The 21,370-nt window shown below is 73.5% G+C and carries 24 protein-coding genes; 12 read left to right on the forward strand and 12 right to left on the reverse strand.

From position 1 onward, the window contains the following. Nucleotides 1-45 precede the first annotated feature (45 nt). Nucleotides 46-642 carry an Rv1733c family protein gene (locus tag HD595_RS43485; protein ID WP_253780151.1) on the reverse strand — a complete coding sequence of 199 codons (597 nt, stop codon included), beginning with the start codon at nucleotides 640-642 and terminating at the stop codon, nucleotides 46-48. 315 nt (nucleotides 643-957) lie between these two features. Between HD595_RS43485 and HD595_RS43490 the strand changes: the two genes are divergently transcribed. Continuing rightward, entirely contained in the window at nucleotides 958-1,236 is a 279-nt protein-coding gene (locus tag HD595_RS43490; RefSeq protein WP_253780153.1) for a hypothetical protein, read from the forward strand. Between the two features lie 59 nt (nucleotides 1,237-1,295). After that, the gene (locus HD595_RS43495) at nucleotides 1,296-1,520 is read left to right on the forward strand and encodes a hypothetical protein (RefSeq protein ID WP_253780154.1); all 225 of its coding nucleotides are present in this window, start codon (nucleotides 1,296-1,298) and stop codon (nucleotides 1,518-1,520) included. Between the two features lie 10 nt (nucleotides 1,521-1,530). On the opposite strand, the gene HD595_RS43500 is transcribed toward HD595_RS43495, so the two are convergent. The 4 genes from HD595_RS43500 to HD595_RS43515 form a co-directional block, all read right to left on the reverse strand. Next, nucleotides 1,531-1,854 carry a sensory rhodopsin transducer gene (locus tag HD595_RS43500; protein WP_253780155.1) on the reverse strand — a complete coding sequence of 108 codons (324 nt, stop codon included), beginning with the start codon at nucleotides 1,852-1,854 and terminating at the stop codon, nucleotides 1,531-1,533. 164 nt (nucleotides 1,855-2,018) lie between these two features. Continuing rightward, nucleotides 2,019-3,227: an acyl-CoA dehydrogenase family protein gene (locus tag HD595_RS43505; protein WP_253780156.1), complete on the reverse strand. Its 1,209-nt coding sequence runs from the start codon at nucleotides 3,225-3,227 to the stop codon at nucleotides 2,019-2,021. A 123-nt stretch (nucleotides 3,228-3,350) separates the two neighbouring features. Next, nucleotides 3,351-4,307 carry a glucosyl-3-phosphoglycerate synthase gene (locus HD595_RS43510; RefSeq protein ID WP_253780158.1) on the reverse strand — a complete coding sequence of 319 codons (957 nt, stop codon included), beginning with the start codon at nucleotides 4,305-4,307 and terminating at the stop codon, nucleotides 3,351-3,353. An 81-nt stretch (nucleotides 4,308-4,388) separates the two neighbouring features. After that, nucleotides 4,389-5,861 (reverse strand): helix-turn-helix domain-containing protein, encoded by a 1,473-nt coding sequence (locus HD595_RS43515; RefSeq protein WP_420540739.1) that lies wholly within the window; start codon nucleotides 5,859-5,861, stop codon nucleotides 4,389-4,391. A gap of 258 nt (nucleotides 5,862-6,119) precedes the next feature. Between HD595_RS43515 and aceA the strand changes: the two genes are divergently transcribed. From aceA to HD595_RS43530, 3 genes are all read left to right on the forward strand, one after another. Further along, nucleotides 6,120-7,406 (forward strand): isocitrate lyase, encoded by a 1,287-nt coding sequence (gene aceA / locus HD595_RS43520; RefSeq protein ID WP_253780160.1) that lies wholly within the window; start codon nucleotides 6,120-6,122, stop codon nucleotides 7,404-7,406. Nucleotides 7,407-7,600: 194 nt separating this feature from the next. Next, entirely contained in the window at nucleotides 7,601-8,110 is a 510-nt protein-coding gene (locus HD595_RS43525; RefSeq protein WP_253780162.1) for a SigE family RNA polymerase sigma factor, read from the forward strand. After that, the gene (locus HD595_RS43530) at nucleotides 8,107-9,273 is read left to right on the forward strand and encodes a TolB family protein (protein WP_253780164.1); all 1,167 of its coding nucleotides are present in this window, start codon (nucleotides 8,107-8,109) and stop codon (nucleotides 9,271-9,273) included. Before HD595_RS43525 ends, HD595_RS43530 begins: the two co-directional genes overlap by 4 nt. A gap of 19 nt (nucleotides 9,274-9,292) precedes the next feature. Here the strand turns inward: HD595_RS43530 and HD595_RS43535 are convergent, their stop codons facing one another. Both HD595_RS43535 and HD595_RS43540 read right to left on the reverse strand, forming a co-directional pair. Next, the gene (locus HD595_RS43535) at nucleotides 9,293-10,126 is read right to left on the reverse strand and encodes a siderophore-interacting protein (protein WP_253780166.1); all 834 of its coding nucleotides are present in this window, start codon (nucleotides 10,124-10,126) and stop codon (nucleotides 9,293-9,295) included. Between the two features lie 81 nt (nucleotides 10,127-10,207). Further along, complete coding sequence (locus HD595_RS43540) at nucleotides 10,208-11,188, reverse strand: alpha/beta hydrolase fold domain-containing protein (protein ID WP_253780168.1); 981 nt, start codon at nucleotides 11,186-11,188, stop codon at nucleotides 10,208-10,210. Nucleotides 11,189-11,316: 128 nt separating this feature from the next. On the opposite strand from HD595_RS43540, the gene HD595_RS43545 reads away from it, so the two are divergent. The 3 genes from HD595_RS43545 to HD595_RS43555 are packed head-to-tail and all read left to right on the forward strand — an operon-like array spanning nucleotide 11,317 to nucleotide 13,767. Next, complete coding sequence (locus HD595_RS43545; protein ID WP_253780170.1) at nucleotides 11,317-12,213, forward strand: ABC transporter permease; 897 nt, start codon at nucleotides 11,317-11,319, stop codon at nucleotides 12,211-12,213. Beyond that, entirely contained in the window at nucleotides 12,206-12,994 is a 789-nt protein-coding gene (locus tag HD595_RS43550; protein ID WP_253780172.1) for an ABC transporter permease, read from the forward strand. The genes HD595_RS43545 and HD595_RS43550 overlap by 8 nt, the downstream gene beginning before the upstream one ends. A 2-nt stretch (nucleotides 12,995-12,996) precedes the next feature. Then, complete coding sequence (locus HD595_RS43555; protein WP_253780174.1) at nucleotides 12,997-13,767, forward strand: ABC transporter ATP-binding protein; 771 nt, start codon at nucleotides 12,997-12,999, stop codon at nucleotides 13,765-13,767. 65 nt (nucleotides 13,768-13,832) lie between these two features. Here the strand turns inward: HD595_RS43555 and HD595_RS43560 are convergent, their stop codons facing one another. Next, nucleotides 13,833-14,294 (reverse strand): hypothetical protein, encoded by a 462-nt coding sequence (locus tag HD595_RS43560; protein WP_253780175.1) that lies wholly within the window; start codon nucleotides 14,292-14,294, stop codon nucleotides 13,833-13,835. A 156-nt stretch (nucleotides 14,295-14,450) separates the two neighbouring features. On the opposite strand from HD595_RS43560, the gene HD595_RS43565 reads away from it, so the two are divergent. The 4 genes from HD595_RS43565 to HD595_RS43580 all read left to right on the forward strand — a co-directional run bounded on the left by HD595_RS43565 (nucleotide 14,451) and on the right by HD595_RS43580 (nucleotide 17,366). After that, nucleotides 14,451-15,377: a rhamnogalacturonan acetylesterase gene (locus HD595_RS43565; RefSeq protein ID WP_253780176.1), complete on the forward strand. Its 927-nt coding sequence runs from the start codon at nucleotides 14,451-14,453 to the stop codon at nucleotides 15,375-15,377. Nucleotides 15,378-15,582: 205 nt separating this feature from the next. Next, nucleotides 15,583-16,200: an MFS transporter gene (locus HD595_RS43570; protein WP_253780178.1), complete on the forward strand. Its 618-nt coding sequence runs from the start codon at nucleotides 15,583-15,585 to the stop codon at nucleotides 16,198-16,200. A 49-nt stretch (nucleotides 16,201-16,249) separates the two neighbouring features. Then, a complete protein-coding gene (locus HD595_RS43575; protein ID WP_253780180.1) occupies nucleotides 16,250-16,996 on the forward strand; it encodes a YcnI family copper-binding membrane protein in 747 nt (248 codons plus the stop codon). Nucleotides 16,997-17,153: 157 nt separating this feature from the next. Beyond that, complete coding sequence (locus HD595_RS43580; protein WP_175598715.1) at nucleotides 17,154-17,366, forward strand: EF-hand domain-containing protein; 213 nt, start codon at nucleotides 17,154-17,156, stop codon at nucleotides 17,364-17,366. A gap of 188 nt (nucleotides 17,367-17,554) precedes the next feature. Here the strand turns inward: HD595_RS43580 and HD595_RS43585 are convergent, their stop codons facing one another. The 4 genes from HD595_RS43585 to HD595_RS43600 all read right to left on the reverse strand — a co-directional run bounded on the left by HD595_RS43585 (nucleotide 17,555) and on the right by HD595_RS43600 (nucleotide 21,361). After that, nucleotides 17,555-17,749, reverse strand: coding sequence for a CsbD family protein (locus HD595_RS43585; RefSeq protein ID WP_253780182.1), 195 nt, complete (start codon nucleotides 17,747-17,749; stop codon nucleotides 17,555-17,557). A gap of 291 nt (nucleotides 17,750-18,040) precedes the next feature. Continuing rightward, entirely contained in the window at nucleotides 18,041-19,141 is a 1,101-nt protein-coding gene (locus HD595_RS43590) for an ABC transporter permease (RefSeq protein WP_253780184.1), read from the reverse strand. Continuing rightward, nucleotides 19,128-20,114, reverse strand: a complete 987-nt coding sequence (locus tag HD595_RS43595) for an ABC transporter ATP-binding protein (protein WP_253780186.1) — start codon at nucleotides 20,112-20,114, stop codon at nucleotides 19,128-19,130. Before HD595_RS43595 ends, HD595_RS43590 begins: the two co-directional genes overlap by 14 nt. Beyond that, nucleotides 20,111-21,361: a LolA family protein gene (locus HD595_RS43600; RefSeq protein ID WP_253780188.1), complete on the reverse strand. Its 1,251-nt coding sequence runs from the start codon at nucleotides 21,359-21,361 to the stop codon at nucleotides 20,111-20,113. The genes HD595_RS43595 and HD595_RS43600 overlap by 4 nt, the downstream gene beginning before the upstream one ends. Nucleotides 21,362-21,370: the final 9 nt, after the last annotated feature.

Below are 21,370 nucleotides of genomic sequence, written 5' to 3' on the forward strand. Positions count from 1 at the left end.
CGACAGAATCCGCCAGGATCACCTCGAAGTACCGGAAGGGGTGGGTCAGGCGCGGCGCCAGCGCCGGGCGGCCTCGGCCCAGGCGGCGTCCCACGCCGCGTACCGTCCCCGGTCGAGCAGGCATCTGAGCCCCCGGAAGCCCGAGAGCGACACCACCGCGCCCGCCGCCAGCACCAGCAGCGCCGCCGTGACCGTGTCGAACACCGTCTCCCCGTGGCGCCGCGGCGGCGAGGCCGGGACGCCGCGGGCGTCCACCCACACGGACACCCGCGTGCCCGCCCTGGCCCCTGCCGGGGCGGTGACCGGCCCGGTCATCGGCTTGCCCGCCGGGCCGGTCCAGCGGGCCACCGCCTCGACCTTGGCCCCCAGGTCGACGTGCTCCTCGGCGATCGTGGTCGGCGCGTCCCGCACGAGCGTCGCCGTCACGGCCCGGCGGGCGCTCGCCCCCGCCCGCTCGGCCCGCGTCCCGTTGTCGTAGGCCATCCGTCCCACGACGACCGCGGGCCAGACGCTGAGCAGCAGCAGGGCCAGCGCCACCACCGCGCCCACCGCCTCCAGCCGGTCGGAGCGGCGGCGCACCGGATTGCGGTCGGGGCGGTACAGGCGCACGCGCAGCACCACCCACCGGATCATGTCCCCCATCGCGCACCCCCGCCGCCGCTCGGTCAAGCTCGCGGGCCACCCGGTCCAGCGCCACCGGTTCCGGTTCCAGCCCGCCGCCTCTCGTTCCGGCCCCACCGGTCCTGCTTCCAGCCTCGCGCGCTCCTCCGTCCAGCCTCGCGGCGGGGGTGGGGTCCGGGCAGGGCCATACGGCACGGCGGTCCGGGACCTTGGCCCCTCTCCCCCGTGCCGTGGGGGGACGCGGCCTGGCAGGACTCGGCGCGAAGAGGTGGATATCATCACTGAAGGGATGGCTTCTCGCCCCAAGGGACGGACCTTCGAGAAGGGACGGCGGTCGTGACACCCGACGACGCCGAGACCGAGTTCCGCGCCGCCGCGGCACGCCTGGCGCAGGTCATGCGCCACCACCCGCCCGCCCTGACCCCGCTCATCGAGTCCGTACGGCACCTGGCGGTCCTGCTGGCCGCGGACGCCGAGGTGGACCACCTGGAGGACGCGGCCCTCACCGTGATCGACACCTGCGACCGGTCGGGGCTGGAGTTCTCCGACCCGGCCGTCCTGGCGGCCATGGAACGGCTGCGGGAGGCGGCGGCCGACCTGGACCGCAGCACCTGAACCAGCATCCCCCGGACCGCGCGGAACGGCCCGCGACGAGAACGTGCACGGGACTTCGGATGCGAGGGGGGCGGGCCACGCGGGTCAAGACCGCGAAGGTGGCGTTCGGGACCGGGCAGCAGGCGCAGTTCACCGAGTGGAAGGTGTCGTGCGACGGCGCCAGGACGAACGTCGCCTTCTACACCCAGCGCGTCTGGTACGTGCGGGCCAAGAAGGTGATCGTCGTCGACCACTGGAAGACGCCGGGTCTCGACGCCATCCTCGGCAAGGCCGTGTGGAAGTGACAGCCGGGGCTCAGGCCGCCGGCCGCCGTGTCTGCGCCGCGTCCTGGTCCGCCGGGTGGGGCCGCACGAGCACCGGCACGTCCGACAGCACCACGACGCCGTACGGCACGCGCCGGGACGCAAGGCCGGAACCGGCCAGCTCCTCCAGCGTCGCGGACCGCGTGCGCTGCGGCGGGACGACCACGCGGAACGGCCCGAGCGGCCGGCCGCCCTCCGCGCAGAACGTCAGCTCGACGTGGGCGTTCCCGGCTCCGGCGTTGAACAGGACGAGCCGGTCGCCGGGCATGCACCCGTCGGTGATCGCCATCTTCCAGTTGCCCACCATCGTGCTCATACGTGACTCCCGTCTCCTGCGGCAGTCGTCCAGCTACCCCGGCAGGGCGCGAACTATCGTGCGTTCCGGCGGATCGGTGACGGCGGCGCGGGTCTCACCATCCGGGGTGGCGGCGCCACCGGAACGGGTCCTCCGGAGGTCGCCGGAGAGCGGCACCGGATCTCTCAGCGGACCGGCAGGCCCGTCACCGCGCGGCCGATGATGAGCCGCTGGATCTCCGACGTCCCCTCGAAGATGGTGTAGATCTTGGCGTCGCGGTGGAAGCGCTCCACCGGGTGCTCCCGCGTGTACCCCGCTCCGCCGAGGATCTGGATGGCCTGCTCCGTCACCCACACCGCCGTCTCGCCCGCGACGAGCTTGGACATCGAGCCCTCGGCCTGCTCGAAGCGCTTGCCGTTGCGGGCCATCCAGGCGGCCCGCCAGGTGAGCAGGCGGGCCGTGTCGACCCGGGTCGCCATCTCGGCCAGCAGGAACGCGATGGCCTGGTTCTCGCCGATCCGGCGGCCGAACTGCTCGCGTTCGCGGGCGTAGTCGCGGGCGTACTCGAAGGCGGCGCGGGCGATGCCGACCGCCATCGCGGCGACCGACGGGCGGGTCGTCTCGAACGTGCGCATCGCCGCCTGCTCGCCGGCGCGCTCCCCGGCGCGGACGCGGGCCAGCCGGGCGTCGAGCTTCTCCTTGCCGCCGAGCAGGCACGAGCCGGGCACGCGGACGCCGTCGAGCACCACCTCGGCGGTGTGGGAGGCGCGGATGCCGTGCTTCCGGAACTTCTGTCCCATGGACAGGCCGGGCGTGCCCGGCGGGACGACGAAGGTGGCCTGGCCGCGGGTGCCGAGGTCGGGGTCCACCGAGGCGACCACCACGTGGACCTCGGCGATGCCGCCGTTGGTGGCCCACGTCTTGACGCCGTCGAGCACCCAGTCGCCCCGGTCGCGGACGGCGCGGGTGCGGATGGCGCCGACGTCGGAGCCGGCGTCGGGCTCGGAGGCGCAGAAGGCGCCCAGCTTGACGTCGTCGGGGGTGCCGAACATCTGCGGCAGCCACTCGCCCATCTGCTCGGGCGTGCCGTTGGCGGCGAGGGCCGCGGCGGCCAGGCCCGTGCCGACGATCGACAGGCCGATGCCGGCGTCGCCCCAGAAGATCTCCTCGAACGCCACGGGCAGTGCCAGCCCGCTCTCCTCGAACCACTGCGTGGAGAAGAAGTCGAGGGAGTACAGCCCGATCTTGGCGGCCTCCTGGATGATCGGCCAGGGGGTCTCCTCGCGTTCGTCCCACTCGGCGCCCGCCGGGCGGATGACATCGCGGGCGAACGCGCGCACCCAGTCGCGCACCTCGATGACGTCGTCGCCGAGCTCCAGACCGAACCCGCCCATACACGCTCCCTGAGAAGAGGCCGGCCGGCCCTTGAGGGCCTGAGAGGAGGCCGGGCCATACCCTACCGGTGAGTAGCTCTATGGACCAGAACCCTACCGGCCAGTACGCCGTGCGGCCAGGGCCTACGGGCGGCCCGTGGCCCGTCCGGGCCGGGGCTCGCGCACGGTGCTCATCGGCGGCCGCTCGGCGATGGAGACGTCCTGGACCACCGCCTCGTGGCCGTGCTCGCCGCGCCGGAACTGCGTCAGCCGCGAGCCGGGCCGGTGGAACGCCTGGATCTTGCCCTGCCGCTCCAGCCGGGACCACGCGGCCAGCATGATCTGCGCCGCCATCGCCCCCAGGGCCTCGGTGGACTGGTGCGAGTGCTCGCGCACCCCCAGGTCCACCTGGGCCAGCGCGTCGAGCCCGGCCAGCTCGGCGAGGTCGACCAGCAGCCCGAGCTCCACGCCGTAGCCGGTGATGAACGGCACCCGCTCCAGCGCCGAGCGCCGTCCCGCGTACTCGCCCGCCAGCGGCTGGACGAAGCCGGACAGGTGCGGCCAGTGCAGGTTGATGAGCGGCCGGGCGACCAGCTCGGTGACGCGCCCGCCGCCGGTCGGCGCCCCGCCGAGCGGCCGGTCGTAGCAGCCCTTGACGTAGACGACGCCGGGGTCGGACAGCAGCGGCCCGAGCAGGCCGGTCACCAGCTCGGCCCGGAAATGGCGGATGTCGGCGTCGACGAAGGCGAGGATGTCGCCCTCGGTGACGGCCAGCGACTTCCACAGCGCCTCGCCCTTGCCGCCGAGCGGTTCGAGGTGCGGCAGGATGTCGTCCTGCGCGTGGACGCGGGCGCCGGCGCGGGCGGCGACGGCCGCGGTGTCGTCGGTGGAGCGCGAGTCGATGACGACGACCTCGTCCACCAGGGCGGCCAGCTCGCCGCGGATCACCCGGACGATGTCGCCCACGGTCTCGCGCTCGTCGCGCGCCGGCAGCACCACGCTGACGGTGGTGTCGCCCTTCGCCTCGGCCAGCGCGTGCGCCGGCCAGTCCGCGACCCGTGAGCTGCGGCGGCGCGTCCAGGCGCGCACCTCAGCAGGCACACAATCCTCCCCCGTCCACCCCATGGCCCAAGCTTAGGGTGCGCCGTTCCGCGGCCCTCCACCGCCCGGTCCCCTGGCGGGTCAGACGGTGATGGCGTGCCGTTCGAGGAAGGTGTAGACGTCCGCCTCGTCCACGCCGGGGAACGAGCCGGGCGGCAGCGCCGCCAGCACGTGCGAGTTGGCGCGGGCCGACGGCCAGGCGTACCCCTCCCAGCGCTCGGCCAGGTCGGCGGGCGGGCGGCGGCAGCAGTCGCCGCTGGGGCAGTTGCTGCGGGTGCGGTGGGTGGTCTCCCGGCCGCGGAACCAGCGCGACTCCCGGAACGGCACGCCGAGGGTGATCGCGAAGTCCCGCTCGCGCGACGGGTCGACGTGGGCGACGCAGAAGAACGTGCCGGTCGGCGAGTCGGAGTACTGGTAGTAGACGGAGAAGCGGTCCGGCGAGACGAACACCTGGCGCCCCGACCACTGCAGGCACATCCGCTGGCCCTCGATCGCGCCCTGCTCGTCGGCGGGGAAGACGATGCCGTCGTTCTCGTACGCCTTGTAGATCGTGCCGCCGGCGTCGTTGCGGACGAAGTGGCAGACCAGGTCGAGGTGGTGGGTGGCCAGGTTGGTGAAGCGGTGGGCGGCCATCTCGTACGACACGGCGAACACGTCGCGCAGGTCCTCCACCGACAGCGCCCGGTCGGCCTTGGCCTCCTGGAGGTAGAGGGCGGCGGCCTTCTCGGGGACGAGCACGGCCGCGGCGAAGTAGTTGGCCTCGGTGCGCTGGCGCAGGAAGTCGGCGAAGTCGCGGGGCTTGCCGTGGCCGAGGGCGAGGTGGCCGAGCGTCTGGAGCAGGATCGTGCGCGGGGTGTGCATGCCGAGCTGCTCGTGCTTGACGTAGATGCGGCGGTTGCGCAGGTCGGTGATGGAGCGTACGGACCGGGGCAGGTCCTGGGCGGTGTGCACGGTGTAGCCGAAGTGGGTCACCAGGCTCTGGATCATGCTCTGGGACAGCGCGCCGGTGCGGTAGCCGACGGCGGCCAGCGCCTCGGCGGCAGCCTTCTCGATCTCGGGGAAGTAGTTGCCCAGCTCGCGCTGGCGGCGGCGCAGCTCGGCGTTGGCGGCCCTGGCCTCCTCGGGAGTGGCGGTGCCGCGGGCCTGGCGCGCGCGCAGCTCGCCGTACAGGCCGAGGATGTGCTCCAGCACGTCGTTGGGGACGCGCGCGGAGACCTTGAGCTTGGGCAGGCCGAGCGCGGCGTAGATGGGGTCGCGCTGGGCCTCCTCCAGGGCGATCTCCAGCTGGGCGCGGCGGTTGGGCGGCTGGCGGCGCAGCAGCTCCTCGACGGGCACGCCGAGCGCGGTGGCCAGTGCCTTGAGCAGGGACAGCTTGGGCTCGCGCTTGCCGTTCTCCAGCAGCGAGAGCTGGCTGGGGGCCCTGCTGACGCGCGCGCCGAGGTCCGACAAGGTCAGGCCACGCTGTTTGCGCAGGTGACGCAGGCGCTGCCCGAAGGCGATGAGATCCAGCTCCTGCGTCAAAAGCAGCGGTTCTTCCCCTACCAAGGACGCCATGTCGGCATCTTAGACAGAAATTCTGCTCATTTTCTAGCGCCTGGGCGATCTTCCGGGTCCCGGGCGCCCGGCGGCGTGCGCGCGCCGGATTGGTCTAGGCCAACGGGAAAACTCGCGATTTCTTCTCCATCGAATACCCGTCAGTATTCATCACATCGTGAAGTTCGGCGATTCTTCTGCGGCCTGCGGCCTGTCGATCAAGCGTTCCCCGGGCACAAACTCGGCACAGGCCCCAGGGGACGACAAAGGAGTGACACCATGAACGATCGCCTCAAGGGAGCTGCGGAGCAGCTGCGTGAAGAGTGGGAGAACGACCCTCGCTGGCAGGGCGTCGAGCGGACCTACAGCGCCGAGGACGTGATCCGGCTGCGGGGCAGCGTCCAGGAGGAGCAGACCCTCGCCCGGCTCGGCGCCGAGAAGCTGTGGCGCCTGCTGCACACCGAGGACTACGTGCACGCGCTGGGCGCGCTGACCGGCAACCAGGCCGTCCAGCAGGTGCGCGCCGGGCTGAAGGCGATCTACCTGTCCGGCTGGCAGGTCGCCGCCGACGCCAACCTCGGCGGGCACACCTACCCCGACCAGAGCCTGTACCCGGCCAACTCGGTGCCGGCCGTCGTGCGGCGCATCAACAACGCCCTGCTGCGCGCCGACCAGATCTCCTGGTCCGAGGGCGAGCAGCGCGACTGGCTGGCGCCCATCGTGGCCGACGCCGAGGCCGGCTTCGGCGGCGTGCTCAACGCCTTCGAGCTGATGAAGGGCATGATCGCCGCCGGCGCGGCGGGCGTGCACTGGGAGGACCAGCTCGCCTCCGAGAAGAAGTGCGGCCACCTCGGCGGCAAGGTCCTCATCCCGACCGGCCAGCACGTCAAGACGCTCAACGCCGCCCGGCTCGCCGCCGACGTGGCCGGAGTCCCGTCCCTGATCATCGCGCGGACCGACGCCCAGGCCGCGACGCTCCTGACCAGCGACGTGGACCCCCGCGACCAGCGCTTCACCACCGGCGAGCGCACCCCGGAGGGCTTCTACCGGGTGCGCAACGGCGTCCAGGCGTGCATCGCCCGCGGCCTGGCCTACGCGCCGTACTCCGACCTGCTGTGGATGGAGACCGGCACGCCCGACCTCGACGTCGCCCGCGAGTTCGCCGAGGCGATCAAGGCCGAGTACCCGGACCAGATGCTCGCCTACAACTGCTCGCCGTCGTTCAACTGGAAGAAGCACCTCGACGACTCCACGATCGCCAAGTTCCAGAAGGAGCTGGGCCACATGGGGTACAAGTTCCAGTTCATCACGCTGGCGGGCTTCCACTCGCTCAACTACTCGATGTTCGACCTCGCCCAGGGCTACGCCCACCACGGCATGACCGCGTACGTGGACCTCCAGGAGGCCGAGTTCGCCGCCGAGTCCCGCGGCTACACCGCCACCCGGCACCAGCGCGAGGTCGGCACCGGCTACTTCGACCTGGTCAGCACGGCGGTCGCGCCCGACTCCTCGACGACCGCGCTCAAGGGCTCGACGGAGGAGGAGCAGTTCGCCACGGCCCACTGACCGTCCAGGGGCCTCACGACTCGCCGGCCACCTCCTAGGGCATGGGAGGGTTCCCCCGGCGACCAAGGGCCGTGCCGATCTCCCCCCGGATCGGCGCGGCCCTTTCGCGTGCCCCACCTTTCCGCCGGAGCGTGCAACAGTTTCCGCACCCGACGCCTCTGGGAGGTGACCAAGACGACGAAGGGCTGACGCACGTGGACCAAGACCCCCGTTTCGCGGAGTTCGTCGCCGAACGCGGCGACGCGCTGCTGCGCTACGGATACGTGCTGGCCGGGAACCCGCACGACGCCGCCGACCTGGTGCAGGAGGCGCTGGTCAAGCTGCGCGCCTCCTGGGCGCGGGTGCGGCTGAAGGACAACCCGGAGAGTTACGCGCGCACGACGATGGCCAGGCTGCACATCCGCGCCTGGCGGTTACGGCGGCGCGAGCACCTGGCCTGGGACCCGCCCGAACGCGAGCACCACGACACGCTGCCCGACGGGGACGAGCAGCGGCTGTGGCACGCGCTGGCCGGGCTGCCGCGCCGGCAGCGGGCGGTGGTCGTGCTGCGCTACTACGAGCAGCTCACCGACGAGGAGATCGCCCGCGTGCTGGGCGTCTCGCGCGGCACCGTGCGCAGCCAGGCCGCCCGCGCCCTGGCCAAGCTCCGCGACTCCGTGTCCACGGAATCCGCCGTCCCGACCAGCCGAGGAGAGGCGCGATGAACCCGTTGGAGGATGCCCTGCGCAGGACGCTGACCGGCGCGGCCGGGCGGGCCCCGCAGGCCCCGGTCACGCTGAGCGGCGCGGTCGAGGCCCGCTACCGCAGGCGCCGCAACCGGACGCGGGCGGCGCTGGCCGCGGCGGCGGTCGTGGCGCTGGTGGGCGGGGCGACGTTCGCGCTGAAGGGCGGGACGCCACGGGCGATGCCCGCCACCCCGCCGACGACGAAGCTTCCGCCCGCCATCGAGAAGGTGTGGCCGCGGGCGATCCACGACTTGCCGGCCCGGCTGCCGGACGGGCGCGCCTTCTACCCGCACCAGCTCATCGACGAACGGACGCTCCTGGTGACGCCGGAGGACGACGCCACACGGCCGGACGCCGTCTACGCCTACGATGTGGAGACCCACGCCGCGCGCAAGATCGCAGACCTGACGGTGCCGAAGAGGACGGTGTCGTTCCCCAGCGGCTTCGCGGCGGGCAGCGGCCGGGTGGTGTGGTGGACGGCGCTGGAGGGCGGCCTGGGACAGATCTGGTCGGCGCCTCTGTCGGGCGGCCCGGCCCACCTCGTGGCGAGCCGACCTGTGGACGACGGAGGCTTCGACGCCCTGACCGTGGCCGGTGACCGGATCGTGTTCTCACTGGAGGAAGGCGGGGTGTTCACCGTTCCCCTCAGGGGCGGAACAGTGGAACCCGTCAAGGGCGGCGCGGACAGTCACCTGCTGGCGTGGCCATGGATCAGCCGACCGGGCAGAGCCAGCGTCGAGGGCGAGCCGATGTTCGGCACCATCCGCAACGTGGAGACCGGCCAGACCAGCACCGCGCTCACCCGGCGGGGAGAAGAGATGGTCTTCTGCGGTCTGGAGCTCTGCATGGGCAGGTCCGACCGCGGCGTCGGCTTCGTGCGCCGGCGTGACGGCTCCGGCGAACGGCCCGACCCGTGTGCGGCGGCCAGGCCGACAGGGGGGTCCGACCGCTTCTGCACCGAATCGGTGCACGGCACCGGCCGGAGCCGGGTCGGCGTCGTCCTGCGCGACAGGACGAGCGGGAAGTCCGCCGACCTGGGAATCCGGAACCCGGAGGAGCCTATGCCCCTTCCCGAGCCACACCTGATGTTCTACATCGTCCAAGGCCGGATGCGCCTCGTGGACCTCACCAAGATCCCGTGACCGGACGCCGGGGAGGCGGTCAGCCCAGTTCGGCCGCCTCCTCGGCCTCGATCTGCCGGTTCCACTCCTTCTTGACCGCCCGCCACGCCTCGTCGTCCACGCCGGAGCGCCAGTAGCCCGAGATGGACAGCCGCTCCAGCGGCACCCGCCGCTCGATGCGCAGGTGGTGGCGCAGCCGCCGCACGAAGCCCGCCTCACCGTGGACGAACGCGTGCACGTCGCCCTCCGGGAACTCCAGCCGGCACACCGCCTCGACCAGCGCCTCGCCGACCGGGCGGCCGTCGCGGTGCAGCCAGGTCACGCGGGCGTCGGCCACGGTCTCGACCTTCTGCTCCTCGTCCGGCCCCTCCACCTCGACCAGCACGTACGCCAGAGCTCCGGCGGGCAGCACCTCCACCGAGGCGAGGATCGCGGGCAGCGCGCTCTCGTCGCCCACCAGCAGGTGCCAGCCGGCCGCCGCGTCGGGCGCGTAACCGCCGCCCGGCCCCAGCATGAGCAGCTCGTCGCCGGGCACGGCGCGGGCCGCCCACGGCCCGGCCAGGCCCTTGTCGCCGTGGTGGACGAAGTCGATGGTCAGCTGGCCCGCGTCCGGGTCCCAGGCGCGCACGGTGTAGCTGCGCAGCCGGGGCCACAGCTCGCGGGGCATGCTCGCGCGCACGTTCTGGACGCTGAAAGGCTCGGGATACTCGACGCCCTCGTGCGGGAAGACCAGCTTGACGTAGTGGTCGGTGAGCCCGGAGGTGGCGAAGTCGCGCAGGTCGTCACCGCCCACCACGACGCGGATCATGTGCGGGGTGAGCCGCTCCGTGCGCAGGACGACGCCGCGATGGTGGTCTCTCGGCTTGCCGGACATACACCTACCCTTCCGCTCTTACTTAGGTAACCCTAACCCATACCCGGGCGCGGACGGCCCACTCCGCGTTCCGGGAAGGGGTCAGGCGGCGGCGCCCTCGGCCGGCGGGTCCTCGTCCAGGGCGGCCACCGCCGCCAGGAACTCGCCCATGTGCCGGAACGCCGTCCGCGCCTCCGGCACCACGTCCGCCAGGATCGGGAAGCAGTGCGGCATCCGCCGCCACTCCTCGTACCGCACCGGCACCCCGTCCCGCCGCGCCCGGACGGCCACCCGGCGGGCCTCGTCCCGCAGCACCTCCGTCGAACCCGTCAGGATCATCAGCGGCGGCAGCCCCGAGAAGTCGCCCAGCACCGGCGACACCAGCGGGTCGCGCGGGTCCAGGCCGGCGGTCCAGCGGCGGGCGAGCCAGCGCACCCGGCCCGCCGGCAGCATCGGGTCCTGCCAGCGGTTGGCGCGCCGCGGGAAGTCGGTCAGGTCGGCCCAGGGCGACAGGCACACGGCCGCGCCGGGCAGCGGCAGCTCCCGGTCGCGCAGCGCGAGGAGGGTGGCCAGCGTGAGGTGCCCGCCGGCGGAGTCGCCCGCGAGCAGGACGTCCTCGGCGGCGTACCCCTGGTCGAGCAGGCATCGGTACGCGTCGAGCGCGTCGGACAGGGAGTCGGCGAGCGTGTGCACCGGGCCCTGGCGGTAGTCGAGGGCGAGCACCGGCCGCCTGGCCACGCGCGACAGCCGCCAGGTGATCGGCCGGTGCGTCGCGGGCGAGCAGGAGAAGTAGCCGCCGCCGTGGAAGTACAGCACGACCTTGCGCTCGTCCAGCCCCTCGCCGGCCCGCACCCACTCGCCGCCGCAGGCCGAGAAGCCCGCCGGGGTGATCGTGACGTGGCCGGGCAGGCGCAGCGGGAGCAGGTTGACGACGTCGCCGAGGCGGGCGGCGCAGTCCAGGGCCAGCGCGTGCCGCATGAACAGGATGGACGCCGGCTTCAGCGTGCCGTGCATGAGGCCGATGACCGCGCGCGCCTGCCAGCTGAGGGGATAGTCCGGAGTGACGTCCCTGTCGATGTGCATGTTCGGTCCTCCAAGGAGATCCCTTCCCCCCGGAACACCGATCTACCAACGAGTAAGCAACTCGTCCCCGGACGAGAGCCCGCGCAGGATCGCTCGCGCCCGGCGAGCCTTGCCCGCGGGTAAATGCGTTGCCCGCCCGGCGGCGTCCGGACCATAATCCAGGGCTCCCACTGGCCGGCCCGCGCGCGGGCCCGGGCACGGCATGTCACCGTGCCATCACCCTCCGGAGGTGCGTCTCCTTCTCCCTCTACGCCCGGCTCGCCCGGTACGGCTTCCGCAAGCACGCCACCTACGTCGCAGCCGCCCTGGCCGGGGCCTTCACCAACAGCGTCTTCGGCGTGCTGCGCGCCTCCATCCTCATCGCGCTCTGGCAGGCCCGGCCCGGCCTGGCCGGCTACGACGTCACCGCCGCCGTCACGTTCTGCTTCGTCACCCAGGCCTTCATCGGGCCGATGCAGCTCCTCGGCGGCGGCCTCACCCTGCCCGAACGCATCCGCACCGGCGACATCGCGCTCGACCTCGTCCGCCCCGCGCCGCTCCAGCTCTGGCTGCTGGCCGAGGACCTCGGCCGGGCCGCGTACCAGCTCCTCGTGCGCGGCCTGCCGCCGATGCTCGCCGGGGCCGCCGTGTTCGGCATCACCACGCCACGGGACCCGGAGCGATGGCTCGGCGTCCTCGCCTGCGTCACGGCCGGGGTGGTCGTCAGCTTCGCCTGGCGCTACCTCGTGTGCCTGTCGGTGTGCTGGCTGGCCGACGACCGGGGCGTCATGGTGTGCTCGATGCTGCTGACCACGCTGCTCAGCGGCATGATGGTGCCCCTCACGCTGTTCCCCGGCGCGCTGGGCGAGCTGGTGCGGGCGCTGCCGTGGGCCGCCATGGCGCAGGCGCCCGCCGACGTCTACCTCGGCACCGCCTCCGCCGGTTCCGCCCTCGCCTTCCAGGCGGCGTGGGGCGCCGCGCTGCTCGCGCTCGGCGCCCTGGCCACGCGCGCCGTGCGCCACCGGGTGGTGATCCAGGGTGGTTAGGACGTACGCGCTGCTCGCCTGGACGTGGACCCGCGCCGCCATGGCCTACCGCGCCTCGTTCGCGCTCATGGTGGTGCTCGGCGTGTTCGTCACCGCCACCGACGTGGCCGTCATCCTCGTCCTCTTCTCGCACACCACGGCGCTGGCCGGCTTCACCCGCGACGAGGTCCTCTTCCTGTACGGCAGCGCCGGCCTGCCGTTCGCCCTGTGCGACCTGCTCGTCAGCAACGTGGACCGGGTCAGCCAGCACATCAGGGCGGGCACCCTCGACACGATGCTGGTCCGGCCGGTGAGCACCTGGATCCAGCTCGCCGCCGACCGCTTCGCCCCCACCCGCGCCGGTCGGGTGCTCCAGGCCGCCGCCGTCCTCGGCTACGCGCTCGCCGTCCTCGACCTGGACGCGCGGAGGCTGTGGATGCTCCCCGTCATGCTGGCCACCGGCACCGTCATCTTCGCCGCGATCTGGACGCTCGGCGGGGCCGCCCAGTTCCTCCTCACCGACGCCCCGGAGGTGGTCAACTCCTTCACGTACGGCGGCGGCCAGCTCACCCAGTACCCGCTCAGCGTGTACGGCCGCGACCTCGTGCGCGGGGTCACGTACGTGCTGCCGCTGGCGTTCGTCAACTGGCAGCCCGCCCTGTACGTGCTGGACCGGGACGACCCGTTCGGCACGCCCGGCTTCGTCCGGTTCCTCGGCCCGGTCGCGGCCGGCGTCCTCGCACTGCTGGCCGGGCTCGCCTGGCGGCAGGGCATCAGGCACTACCGATCCACGGGGAGTTGACCATGATCGAGACTGAGCGGGCCGGGCGCTCCTTCAAGGTGCGGGGCGCCGTCGTCCACGCCGTGCGCGACCTGTCGTTCCGGATCGAGCCGGGCGAGTTCGTCGGCTGCCTCGGCCCGAACGGCGCCGGCAAGTCCACCACGATCAAGATGCTGTGTGGCATCCTCACCCCGACCTCCGGCCGGGTGCGGGTGGCCGGGCTCGACCCGTCGCGGGCGCGGACGGCGCTGGCGCGGCGGATCGGCGTGGTGTTCGGGCAGCGGACGACGCTGTGGTGGGACCTTCCGCTGCGGGACAGCTTCGAGCTGGTCCGGCTCCTTTACAAAGTAGATCGCAAGCTGTTCGCGGCGCGGCTGGACGAGCTGACCGAGGCCCTGGACCTCGGCGGGTTCACGCGCACGCCGGTGCGGCAGCTCAGCCTGGGCCAGCGGATGCGCGGCGACCTGGCCGCCGCGCTGCTGCACGACCCCGAGGTGCTGGTGCTCGACGAGCCCACCATCGGCCTCGACGTGGTGAGCAAGGCCGGCATCCGGTCGTTCCTGCTGCGGGTCAACGCCGAGCGGGGCACCACCGTGCTGCTGACCACGCACGACCTCGGCGACGTCGAGCGGCTGTGCCGCCGGGTGCTGCTCATCGACCACGGCCGGCTGGCCTTCGACGGCAGCGTCGGCGACCTCATGGCCACGGCTCCGGGGACGGCGACGATCGAGGAGGTCGTCACCCGCCTCTACACGCGCGGGCGGGCCGCCCCGCCCCCGGTCGAGCCCGTGTGAGCGTACGGAGGGCCGGCCGCGAGCATCCGGGGGCCGGTGCGCGACCGGCCCTCCGGACCGCCCTGTCAGTAGTAGCCGCCCTGCCGGCTCTCCTCGTACTCGTCGTCGTCGTCATCGTCATAGCGGCGCGCCCAGCGCGACGGGATCAGCACCGGGATGAACAGCGCCACGCCCAGCAGCGCGAACACCCCCGAGGTGAGCAGCATCCTGGCGCCCTGCCCGGCCTCGCGCACGATCTCGTTCACCGACGGCTCCGCCGGGATGTACGACAGGGCGCGGTTCATGTCGAGCGCGTACACGACCGTCCAGGCCAGCAGCGCCATCGACGGCACGAACGTCGCCATCGGCGAGACCCGCCCCGCCACCACCAGCCCCGTCACCAGGCCCACGGCGGCCATCGCGCCGAGCGCGATCCAGAGCTTCTGGCCGGCGGGCGGCTGCGCGGCGCCCAGCGCCTGCTGGATCGCCCATCCTCCGCCCACGACCAGGGCCGCCGTCACGATCAGGCCGAGAAATAAACCACCCACATGCCGCAACGTTCTCACCTCATGTCGACGCGGTCGGGATGACCCTAGCGACATCGGACGCGAATCGGCCACGCATTGCCCAGCATCGCACGGCATAATCCGACATCAAGCCGGAAAGCGCTTACCCAGCTTCCCGGCCGGAAGGGAGTCCGCCGCATGCCCGAACCCGCGAACCAGGCGACCGTCCGCACCTACGACGTGCCGCCCGGCCACTACGACGTGTCCGTGGTCGTCAGAGGCGGCACCGAGGTGCTGGCCGAGGCGCGGCGGCTCATGGCCCGCGCCTCCCCCGGCGACGGCTGGCACCGCCGCACGTTCACCGTCAACGTCCGCACCCCGGAGGCGCAGCAGAACGGCTGGGACGGCCCCGGGACGCCCGGCCTGACGCTGACCTTCGCCGGGGCGGCCCCCGGGGTGCGGTCCGTCGAGGTGGTCCCGGCCCGTCCGGCGGCGCTCTTCCTGGCGGGCGACTCGACCGTCACCGACCAGGCGCACGCGCCGTACACGGGCTGGGGGCAGCGGCTGCCCGCCCACTTCCGGCACGGCCTGTCCGTGGTCAACCACTCGGGCTCCAGCGAGAGCGCGGCGTCATTCCTGGCCAAGCCGGAGCTGTGGGCCGCGATGGAGCCCCAGGTACGGCCCGGGGATGTGGCGCTGGTCCAGTTCGGGCACAACGACAAGCAGGCCACCGCCGCCGCGTACCGGGACAACCTCGCCCGGATCACGCGCGGGATCGCCGCCAGAGGCGCGACGCCGGTTCTCGTCACCCCGATCGTGCGGCGGCGGTTCGACGGCGCGGCGCTCGGCCCCACCGGGCTGATCGTGAACGAACGCGGCGTGGACCTGCCGGCCGAGATGCGCGCCGTGGCCGCCGCCGAGGGGGTGGCGCTGATCGACCTCACCGACGACAGCCGCCGGCTCGTCGAGACGCTCGGCCCGGAGGCGGCCGAGGAGCTCTACCTCACCCGGGACAAGCAGGACGACACCCACACCTCCGAGCACGGCGCCACGATCTTCGCCGGCCTGGTCGCGACCGGCCTCCGCCGCCTCGGCCTCATCGCCGACCGCTTCTGGGCATCCTGAGCCACGGTGTCCCTGGTCCAAGGCCCTCGCCCCGCTCCGACGCGGACAGTGAACCGAACCCACGCATGAGCGGTTCGATGAGCGCCGCGAAGATCTGCGGACACAGAGAGCACGCCAAGGCGGCGGAAGCCCCCTATGTCATGACCGGCTCCCGTTCGCGGTTAGGGGGTGCGGCGGGCACGCTCCGTGAGAGCATGGAGGCCGCATGCGCGCTCGCCTCCCCCTCAGACTCGCGCGGACGGCCGTCTTCTCCGCCGTCTGCGTCGTTCTGGCGTCGCTGGCGCACGTGGCGGGCGGCGGGTCGGCGCCCGCGCCCGGCACGGCCGCCCTCGGGCTCGGCGCGGCCTGTGTGCTGGCGCTCGCGCTGGGCGGCAGGGAGCGGCACCCGCTGACCATCAACCTCGCGCTGGTCGCCGCGCAGGCGGTCCTGCACGAGTGGTTCAGCGCCGGCGGGCCCACCGGCTACGTCTCCGTCTCCGTCCACCTGCACGGCTCCCCCGCCGACGGGATGAGCCTGGCCGTCGGCTCGGGCGAGCCCGCCGGCCGGGGCCTCGCGGTCGGCGCCGGCATGCTGGCCGCGCACCTGACGGCCACGCTCCTCACCGGCTGGTGGCTGGCGCGCGGCGAGGCCGCGCTGTGGTCGCTGCTGCGCCGCCTGCACGACGGCCTGGGACGCCGTCTCGGGCGCGTGCTGTCCGCCGGGGTGTTCCCGGCGCTGCCGTCGGCGCGGCAGGCGCCTCCCGTGGTGCGGGTGCGCGCCGTTCCCCCCGATCCGGCCCTGCGGCACTGCCTGGCCAGGCGCGGTCCTCCACGTACCGCCTGACCTCTGACACCCCTTTTCCCATCCCCCTTTTCTCACGTGGAGCCTCATCATGTCCTTCGCCATGCCCTCCGGGCGGTCCTTCGGCCGCCGCGCCGCGACCGTGCTCGCCGCCGTGGCGGCCGTCACCGTGGCCACCGCGCTGCCCGCGCTCGCGCACGTCACGATCAACCCCGCCAGCGCCGAGCAGGGCGGCTTCACCAAGGTCGCGTTCCGGGTGCCGAACGAGCGCGACGACGCCTCGACCGTGCGCGTCGAGGTCACCTTCCCCACCGACCACCCGCTGGCGTTCGTGTCGGTCAAGCCCGTGCCGGGCTGGACGGTCAAGGTCACCGAGAGCAAGCTGCCCACCCCGGTCAAGACCGAGTACGGCGACCTGACCGAGGCCGTGTCCACGGTCGTCTGGTCCGGCGGGAAGATCTCCAAGGGCGAGTTCCAGGAGTTCGAGGTGTCCATGGGCAAGCTGCCCGAGGGCGTCGACCAGCTCGCGTTCCCGACCAAGCAGACGTACTCCGGCGGCGAGGTCGTGAACTGGGCCGACGCGCCCAAGAGCGACGGCACGGAGGCGGAGCACCCGGCCCCGGTGCTCAAGCTCACCCCGGCCGCCGCCAAGGACGGTGCTCCGATGTCCGGCCACGCGGCCGCGTCGACCGCCGCCGCCCCCTCGGACGCGCCCCGGGTGGTCGCGGCGTCGTCCGCCTCCGACGGCACGGCGCGCCTGCTGGGCGGGGCGGGGCTGCTGGTGGGCGTGATCGGGGTCGTGGTCGCGGTCCTGGCCCTGCGCCGCCGCCCCTCCTGACCGCCCTCTCCCGCTGCCGCCGTCCCTCCGGACCCGCTCACGCGGTCGTCCGTCCCTGAGCCCCCTTCGGGCCGCCCGGCTGCCCTCGTGGCGGCTGGGCGCGGCGGGGTCGCTAGGTTGTCCGGAAAGGCGGCCCCCGACCGAAAGGTGATGGACCATGTCCGAGGACGTGACGGATGAGCGGCTGGCCCGGCTGAAGAGGGAGTTCGCCTCGCTCGACGGCGACGGCGACGGCTACATCACCGAGGCGGAGTTCCGGGCGCACTTCCCCGAGCTGCCGGCCGAGGCGATGCCCGCCCTGCGCGACACCGGCGACGCGGACGGCGACGGGCGGTTCTCGCTGGAGGAGTTCATCCGGCTGATGCCCTAGCCGGACGAGCGGGCCGGGCGGCGTCGGCGCTCACGATGATCGCCGACACGGGACCGGTCTGCCGGGCTCACGCGTGACCGGCCCGCGCGACGCGGGCCGGCTCACCGGAGTCATGCGTAACCGGCCCGCGCGGCGCTTGGTCCCCCTCTTCCGGGGACCGGCGCCGCGCGGGCCGGCCGCAGGGCGGATCACTTCTTGAAGGCGTCCTTCACCTTCCCCGCCGCGTCCTTCACCTTCTCGCCGGCCTGCTTGAGGCCACCCTCGGCCTGGTCGGCACGGCCTTCGGCCTGGAGATCCTCGTCGTCGGTCAGATCGCCGATGTTCTCCTTGGCGCGGCCCTTCAGCTCCTCCGCCTTGTTGGAGATCTTGTCGTCGGTTCCCATGTCGATGCCTTCCTCAAGGTCCGTCCGGGTCCGGCGGGGCGTCACCGCGGCCCCGCGCGCTTTCCCGGGTACGCCTCCTCTATCCGACACAGAGCGCCGGAAACGCCCCGCACGCGCCGCGTCGCCGCTGTGACGTCTCCCACATCGGGGCGTGAGCCGCCATACACGCACCGTCGCCGGGCATCGACACCTCGCGCCCGGACCGCGCGTGAGCTGCGCGGACACCGGGCCGGGCGGGCCGGAGAGCCGCGCGGGGGCGGGCTCTCCGGCCCCGCCGCGCGTCACACCCCCTCAGGAGGTGATGTCCTTGCCCGTGAAGCGCGCCCACGCCACCGAGCCGAACAGCAGGATGTACGCGCCGAACGCCAGCAGCCCGTCGCGCATCGCCCCGAAGTCGACCGGGGCGCGCAGCGCTCCGTCGAAGCGCGTCAGCCAGGTCGGCAGCAGGTAGGGGCTGATCGGTTCGAGCTGCGGCACGGCCCGCAGCACCTGCGCGACGATGACGAGGACCACGGTGCCCGCGATGGCCCCGATCGGCACCTCGGTGAACGTGGACAGCGCCAGCGCCACGGCCGCCAGCGCGGCCATCCCGGCCCCGACGTACCCGACGCTGATGAGGACGCGCAGCAGCCCGTCGGCCACGGACACCGTGGTGCCCGACAGCAGCGTCACCGGCCCGACCGGGAACAGCGCCAGGCCCGTCACCAGGGCCGACCCCGCCACGACGGCGGCGGTCGCGAAGGAGAAGACGACCGCGTTCAGGTACTTGACCGTCAGCAGCCGGGTGCGCCCGGCCGGGGCCGCCAGCAGGTAGCGCAGGGTGCCGCCGCCCGCCTCGCCGGCGATCGCGTCGCCCGCCACCACGCTCACGGCGACCGGCATGAGCAGCACCACGAGGAACGACAGCGACGCGAAGGCCAGCATGAGGCTGTTGCCGGCGACGGACGCGACGAGGCCGCCCATCCCGCCGCCCCGCCCCTCGGCGTCCATGTCGTCGGTGACCAGGCGCAGCGCGACGCCCAGGATGACGGGCACACTGGCCAGCACGGCGAGCATCACGAGGTTGCGCGGGCGGCGGAAGGTCAGGCCCAGCTCGGAGCCGAGCAGCCGCCAGAACGACCCGAACCGGCGCGCCGGCGCCCCGGAGACCTCGCCGACGCCGGCGGCTCCGGCCGCGTGAGCGGTCGGAGCCCCGTCCGCAATCGGAGCCGCGCCCGCGAGCGGAGCCCCGTCGGCGGACGGAGCCGCGTCGGCGGCGTCACCAGCAGGGCCAGCGGCCGTGCCCGCCGCGTCGGAGGCGACCGGCCGGCCGGTGGTGCGCAGCGTCTCGGAGACCGGGACGAGGCCCGGGGTCCGCCGGGCGCGCGCCTCGCGCGTCTCAGCCGTCGACATCGAAACCCTCTCCCGTCAGTCTCACGAACACGTCCTCCAGGCTCGGCCGTTCGACCGCGAACCCCCGCACGGCCACGCCCTCGCCCACCAGGGCGGCGTTGACCCGCTCGGGCGCGTGCCCGCCGAGCTCGGCGCTCACCCCGTCGCCGGGCTCCGGGCCGTCGGCGCGCACGTCCGCCAGGCCGAGCGAGCGCAGGACGCGCAGCGCGTCGGCCGTGTCGGGCGTCCGCACGCGGACGCGCGGGACCTGGCCGCCGCCCAGCGAGGCCATCGACCCCTGGGCGACGAGCCGGCCGGCCCGCATGACGGCGGCGTGGGTGCACATCTGCTCCACCTCGGCCAGCAGGTGCGACGAGACGAACACCGTGGTGCCGCCGGCCGCGATCTCCTTGACCAGGGAGCGCACCTCGCGGGTGCCCTGCGGGTCGAGCCCGTTCGTCGGCTCGTCCAGGATGAGCAGCTCGCGCGGCCCGAGCAGGGCGGCGGCGATGGCCAGCCGCTGGCGCATGCCGAGCGAGTAGGTGCGGTAGCGCTTGCCCGCCGCGGCCGCCAGGCCGACCCGGTCCAGCGCCTCGGCGACGCGCCGCCGCGCGGTGGCGGGCGGCGCGGTCGGGTCGGCCGCGTCGAAGCGGCGCAGGTTGGCCTCGCCCGACAGGTACGGGTAGAAGGCGGGCCCCTCGACCAGTGCCCCCACCCGGGGCAGCGCCTCGCCCAGCGGCAGCCCCAGCAGCTCGTGCTCCCCGGAGGTGGGCGCGACGAGGCCGAGCAGCATGCGGATGGTCGTGGTCTTGCCGGAGCCGTTCGGCCCGAGGAACCCGTAGACCGATCCGCGCGGCACGCTCAGGTCGAGCGCGTCGACCGCGACCTGGCCGCCGCGGAACCGCTTGGTGAGCCCGCGCGTGACGATCGCGGGCCGGGCGGAGGGCGGGGCCGCCCCGAAGGGCGCCCCCGCGTCGAGCGTGACGGCTGTCACTTGACGCCCGCCGCCTTGATGATCTCCTCCGGGGTGACGGCGCCGACGAGCAGCCGGCCGTCGTCGGTGACCAGCGCGGTGACGAGCTTCGTCGTGATCAGCCGGCCGGAGCCCCACGGGCCGCTCACGGGCTTGGCCATCTTGAGCAGCCCGTCGGCGATCGCGCTCATCTCGCCGGCGTCGGGCCCCTTGCGGCCCTGGCTGTCCTGCCCGTCCTGCGTGGACGGGGTGGGCTGGGCGGACTGGTCGGACCGGGCGCCGTCGCCGGCGTCCCGGCCGGGCAGGACGCCGGTCTGGAGGGCCTTGAGGTCGTCGGCCGACAGCTTGACCACCGCGACGCTGGTCCAGCCCTTGCCGACGACGTCCAGCCGGTCGGCGGCGGCCTTGCGCGCCTCCTCGGCCTTCTCCCGCTCGGCCGTGCGGTCGCCGGCGCCGAACGTGGTCTCCTTCACCTTCGCCCCGGCGGGCGGGGTGAAGGTGAAGTTCTCGTCGGCCGGCGGGCTGAAGGTCACCTGGGTGAAGCCGAGCTGGAACGCCGGCTCGGGCGAGCCCTTGGCGAACACCTGCACCTGGAGCGGCACGTACGTCTCGCCGTCGAGCGAGAGCCGCACCTCCTTCACCAGCGAGGCCTCGTCCTTGGGCGCCACGACGAGCTGGTAGACCGGGCGGCCGGCCACCTTGTCGGTGTTGGCCACGCTGACCACGCTGTACTCGCCCACCCGCGCCAGCAGCTGCTCGGCCATGGCCTGCGGCGTCGTCGCCGCCGGCGTGGAGGCCGTCATGTCATGCGGCCTGGGCGCGGTCCGGCCGTCCTGGCCGGGCGCCAGCTTGACCCGGGTGGCGGTGTTGGCCGCGCTGTCCCAGTACCAGGTCTGGCCGCCGTTGACGATCAGGTCGGTCTCGTTCATCTGGGTCGGCATGGCCACGCGCAGCCGGTCCCTGGAGCCGTACCAGACCTTGATCTCGTGCGAGCCCGACAGCAGCGTCAGCGGCGACTCGCCACCGGTCTGCGGAAGGGCGGGCAGCCCGAGCGAGGCGGTCTGCTGGACGGTGCCGGACATCGGGGGCGGGCCGTCCTTGCCCCGGGACGCGGCCGCGGCGTCGGCGAGCAGCTGCTGCGCCGTCCGCTCCGGCAGCGCGGGCTCGCCGCTGACGGCGGCGATGACGGGTCCCGCGCCGAGCGCTCCCCCGATGACGGCCGCCACCGCGATCGGGACTCCCCACCTCACGAACGTGCCTCTACGCATGTCACTCCT

This window comes from Nonomuraea roseoviolacea subsp. carminata (genome assembly GCF_024172185.1).
Taxonomy (GTDB): domain Bacteria; phylum Actinomycetota; class Actinomycetes; order Streptosporangiales; family Streptosporangiaceae; genus Nonomuraea; species Nonomuraea roseoviolacea.

Excerpts from the sequence above, each read along its gene's own strand:
- HD595_RS43485 (WP_253780151.1), bottom strand. The coding sequence starts at position 642 with ATGGGGGACATGATCCGGTGGGTGGTGCTGCGCGTGCGCCTGTACCGC.
- HD595_RS43495 (WP_253780154.1), top strand. The coding sequence starts at position 1,296 with ATGCGAGGGGGGCGGGCCACGCGGGTCAAGACCGCGAAGGTGGCGTTC.
- HD595_RS43500 (WP_253780155.1), bottom strand. The coding sequence starts at position 1,854 with ATGAGCACGATGGTGGGCAACTGGAAGATGGCGATCACCGACGGGTGC.
- HD595_RS43505 (WP_253780156.1), bottom strand. The coding sequence starts at position 3,227 with ATGGGCGGGTTCGGTCTGGAGCTCGGCGACGACGTCATCGAGGTGCGC.
- HD595_RS43515 (WP_420540739.1), bottom strand. The coding sequence starts at position 5,861 with ATGGCGTCCTTGGTAGGGGAAGAACCGCTGCTTTTGACGCAGGAGCTG.
- aceA (WP_253780160.1), top strand. The coding sequence starts at position 6,120 with ATGAACGATCGCCTCAAGGGAGCTGCGGAGCAGCTGCGTGAAGAGTGG.
- HD595_RS43530 (WP_253780164.1), top strand. The coding sequence starts at position 8,107 with ATGAACCCGTTGGAGGATGCCCTGCGCAGGACGCTGACCGGCGCGGCC.
- HD595_RS43535 (WP_253780166.1), bottom strand. The coding sequence starts at position 10,126 with ATGTCCGGCAAGCCGAGAGACCACCATCGCGGCGTCGTCCTGCGCACG.
- HD595_RS43540 (WP_253780168.1), bottom strand. The coding sequence starts at position 11,188 with ATGCACATCGACAGGGACGTCACTCCGGACTATCCCCTCAGCTGGCAG.
- HD595_RS43555 (WP_253780174.1), top strand. The coding sequence starts at position 12,997 with ATGATCGAGACTGAGCGGGCCGGGCGCTCCTTCAAGGTGCGGGGCGCC.
- HD595_RS43565 (WP_253780176.1), top strand. The coding sequence starts at position 14,451 with ATGCCCGAACCCGCGAACCAGGCGACCGTCCGCACCTACGACGTGCCG.
- HD595_RS43570 (WP_253780178.1), top strand. The coding sequence starts at position 15,583 with ATGCGCGCTCGCCTCCCCCTCAGACTCGCGCGGACGGCCGTCTTCTCC.
- HD595_RS43575 (WP_253780180.1), top strand. The coding sequence starts at position 16,250 with ATGTCCTTCGCCATGCCCTCCGGGCGGTCCTTCGGCCGCCGCGCCGCG.
- HD595_RS43580 (WP_175598715.1), top strand. The coding sequence starts at position 17,154 with ATGTCCGAGGACGTGACGGATGAGCGGCTGGCCCGGCTGAAGAGGGAG.
- HD595_RS43585 (WP_253780182.1), bottom strand. The coding sequence starts at position 17,749 with ATGGGAACCGACGACAAGATCTCCAACAAGGCGGAGGAGCTGAAGGGC.
- HD595_RS43590 (WP_253780184.1), bottom strand. The coding sequence starts at position 19,141 with ATGTCGACGGCTGAGACGCGCGAGGCGCGCGCCCGGCGGACCCCGGGC.
- HD595_RS43600 (WP_253780188.1), bottom strand. The coding sequence starts at position 21,361 with ATGCGTAGAGGCACGTTCGTGAGGTGGGGAGTCCCGATCGCGGTGGCG.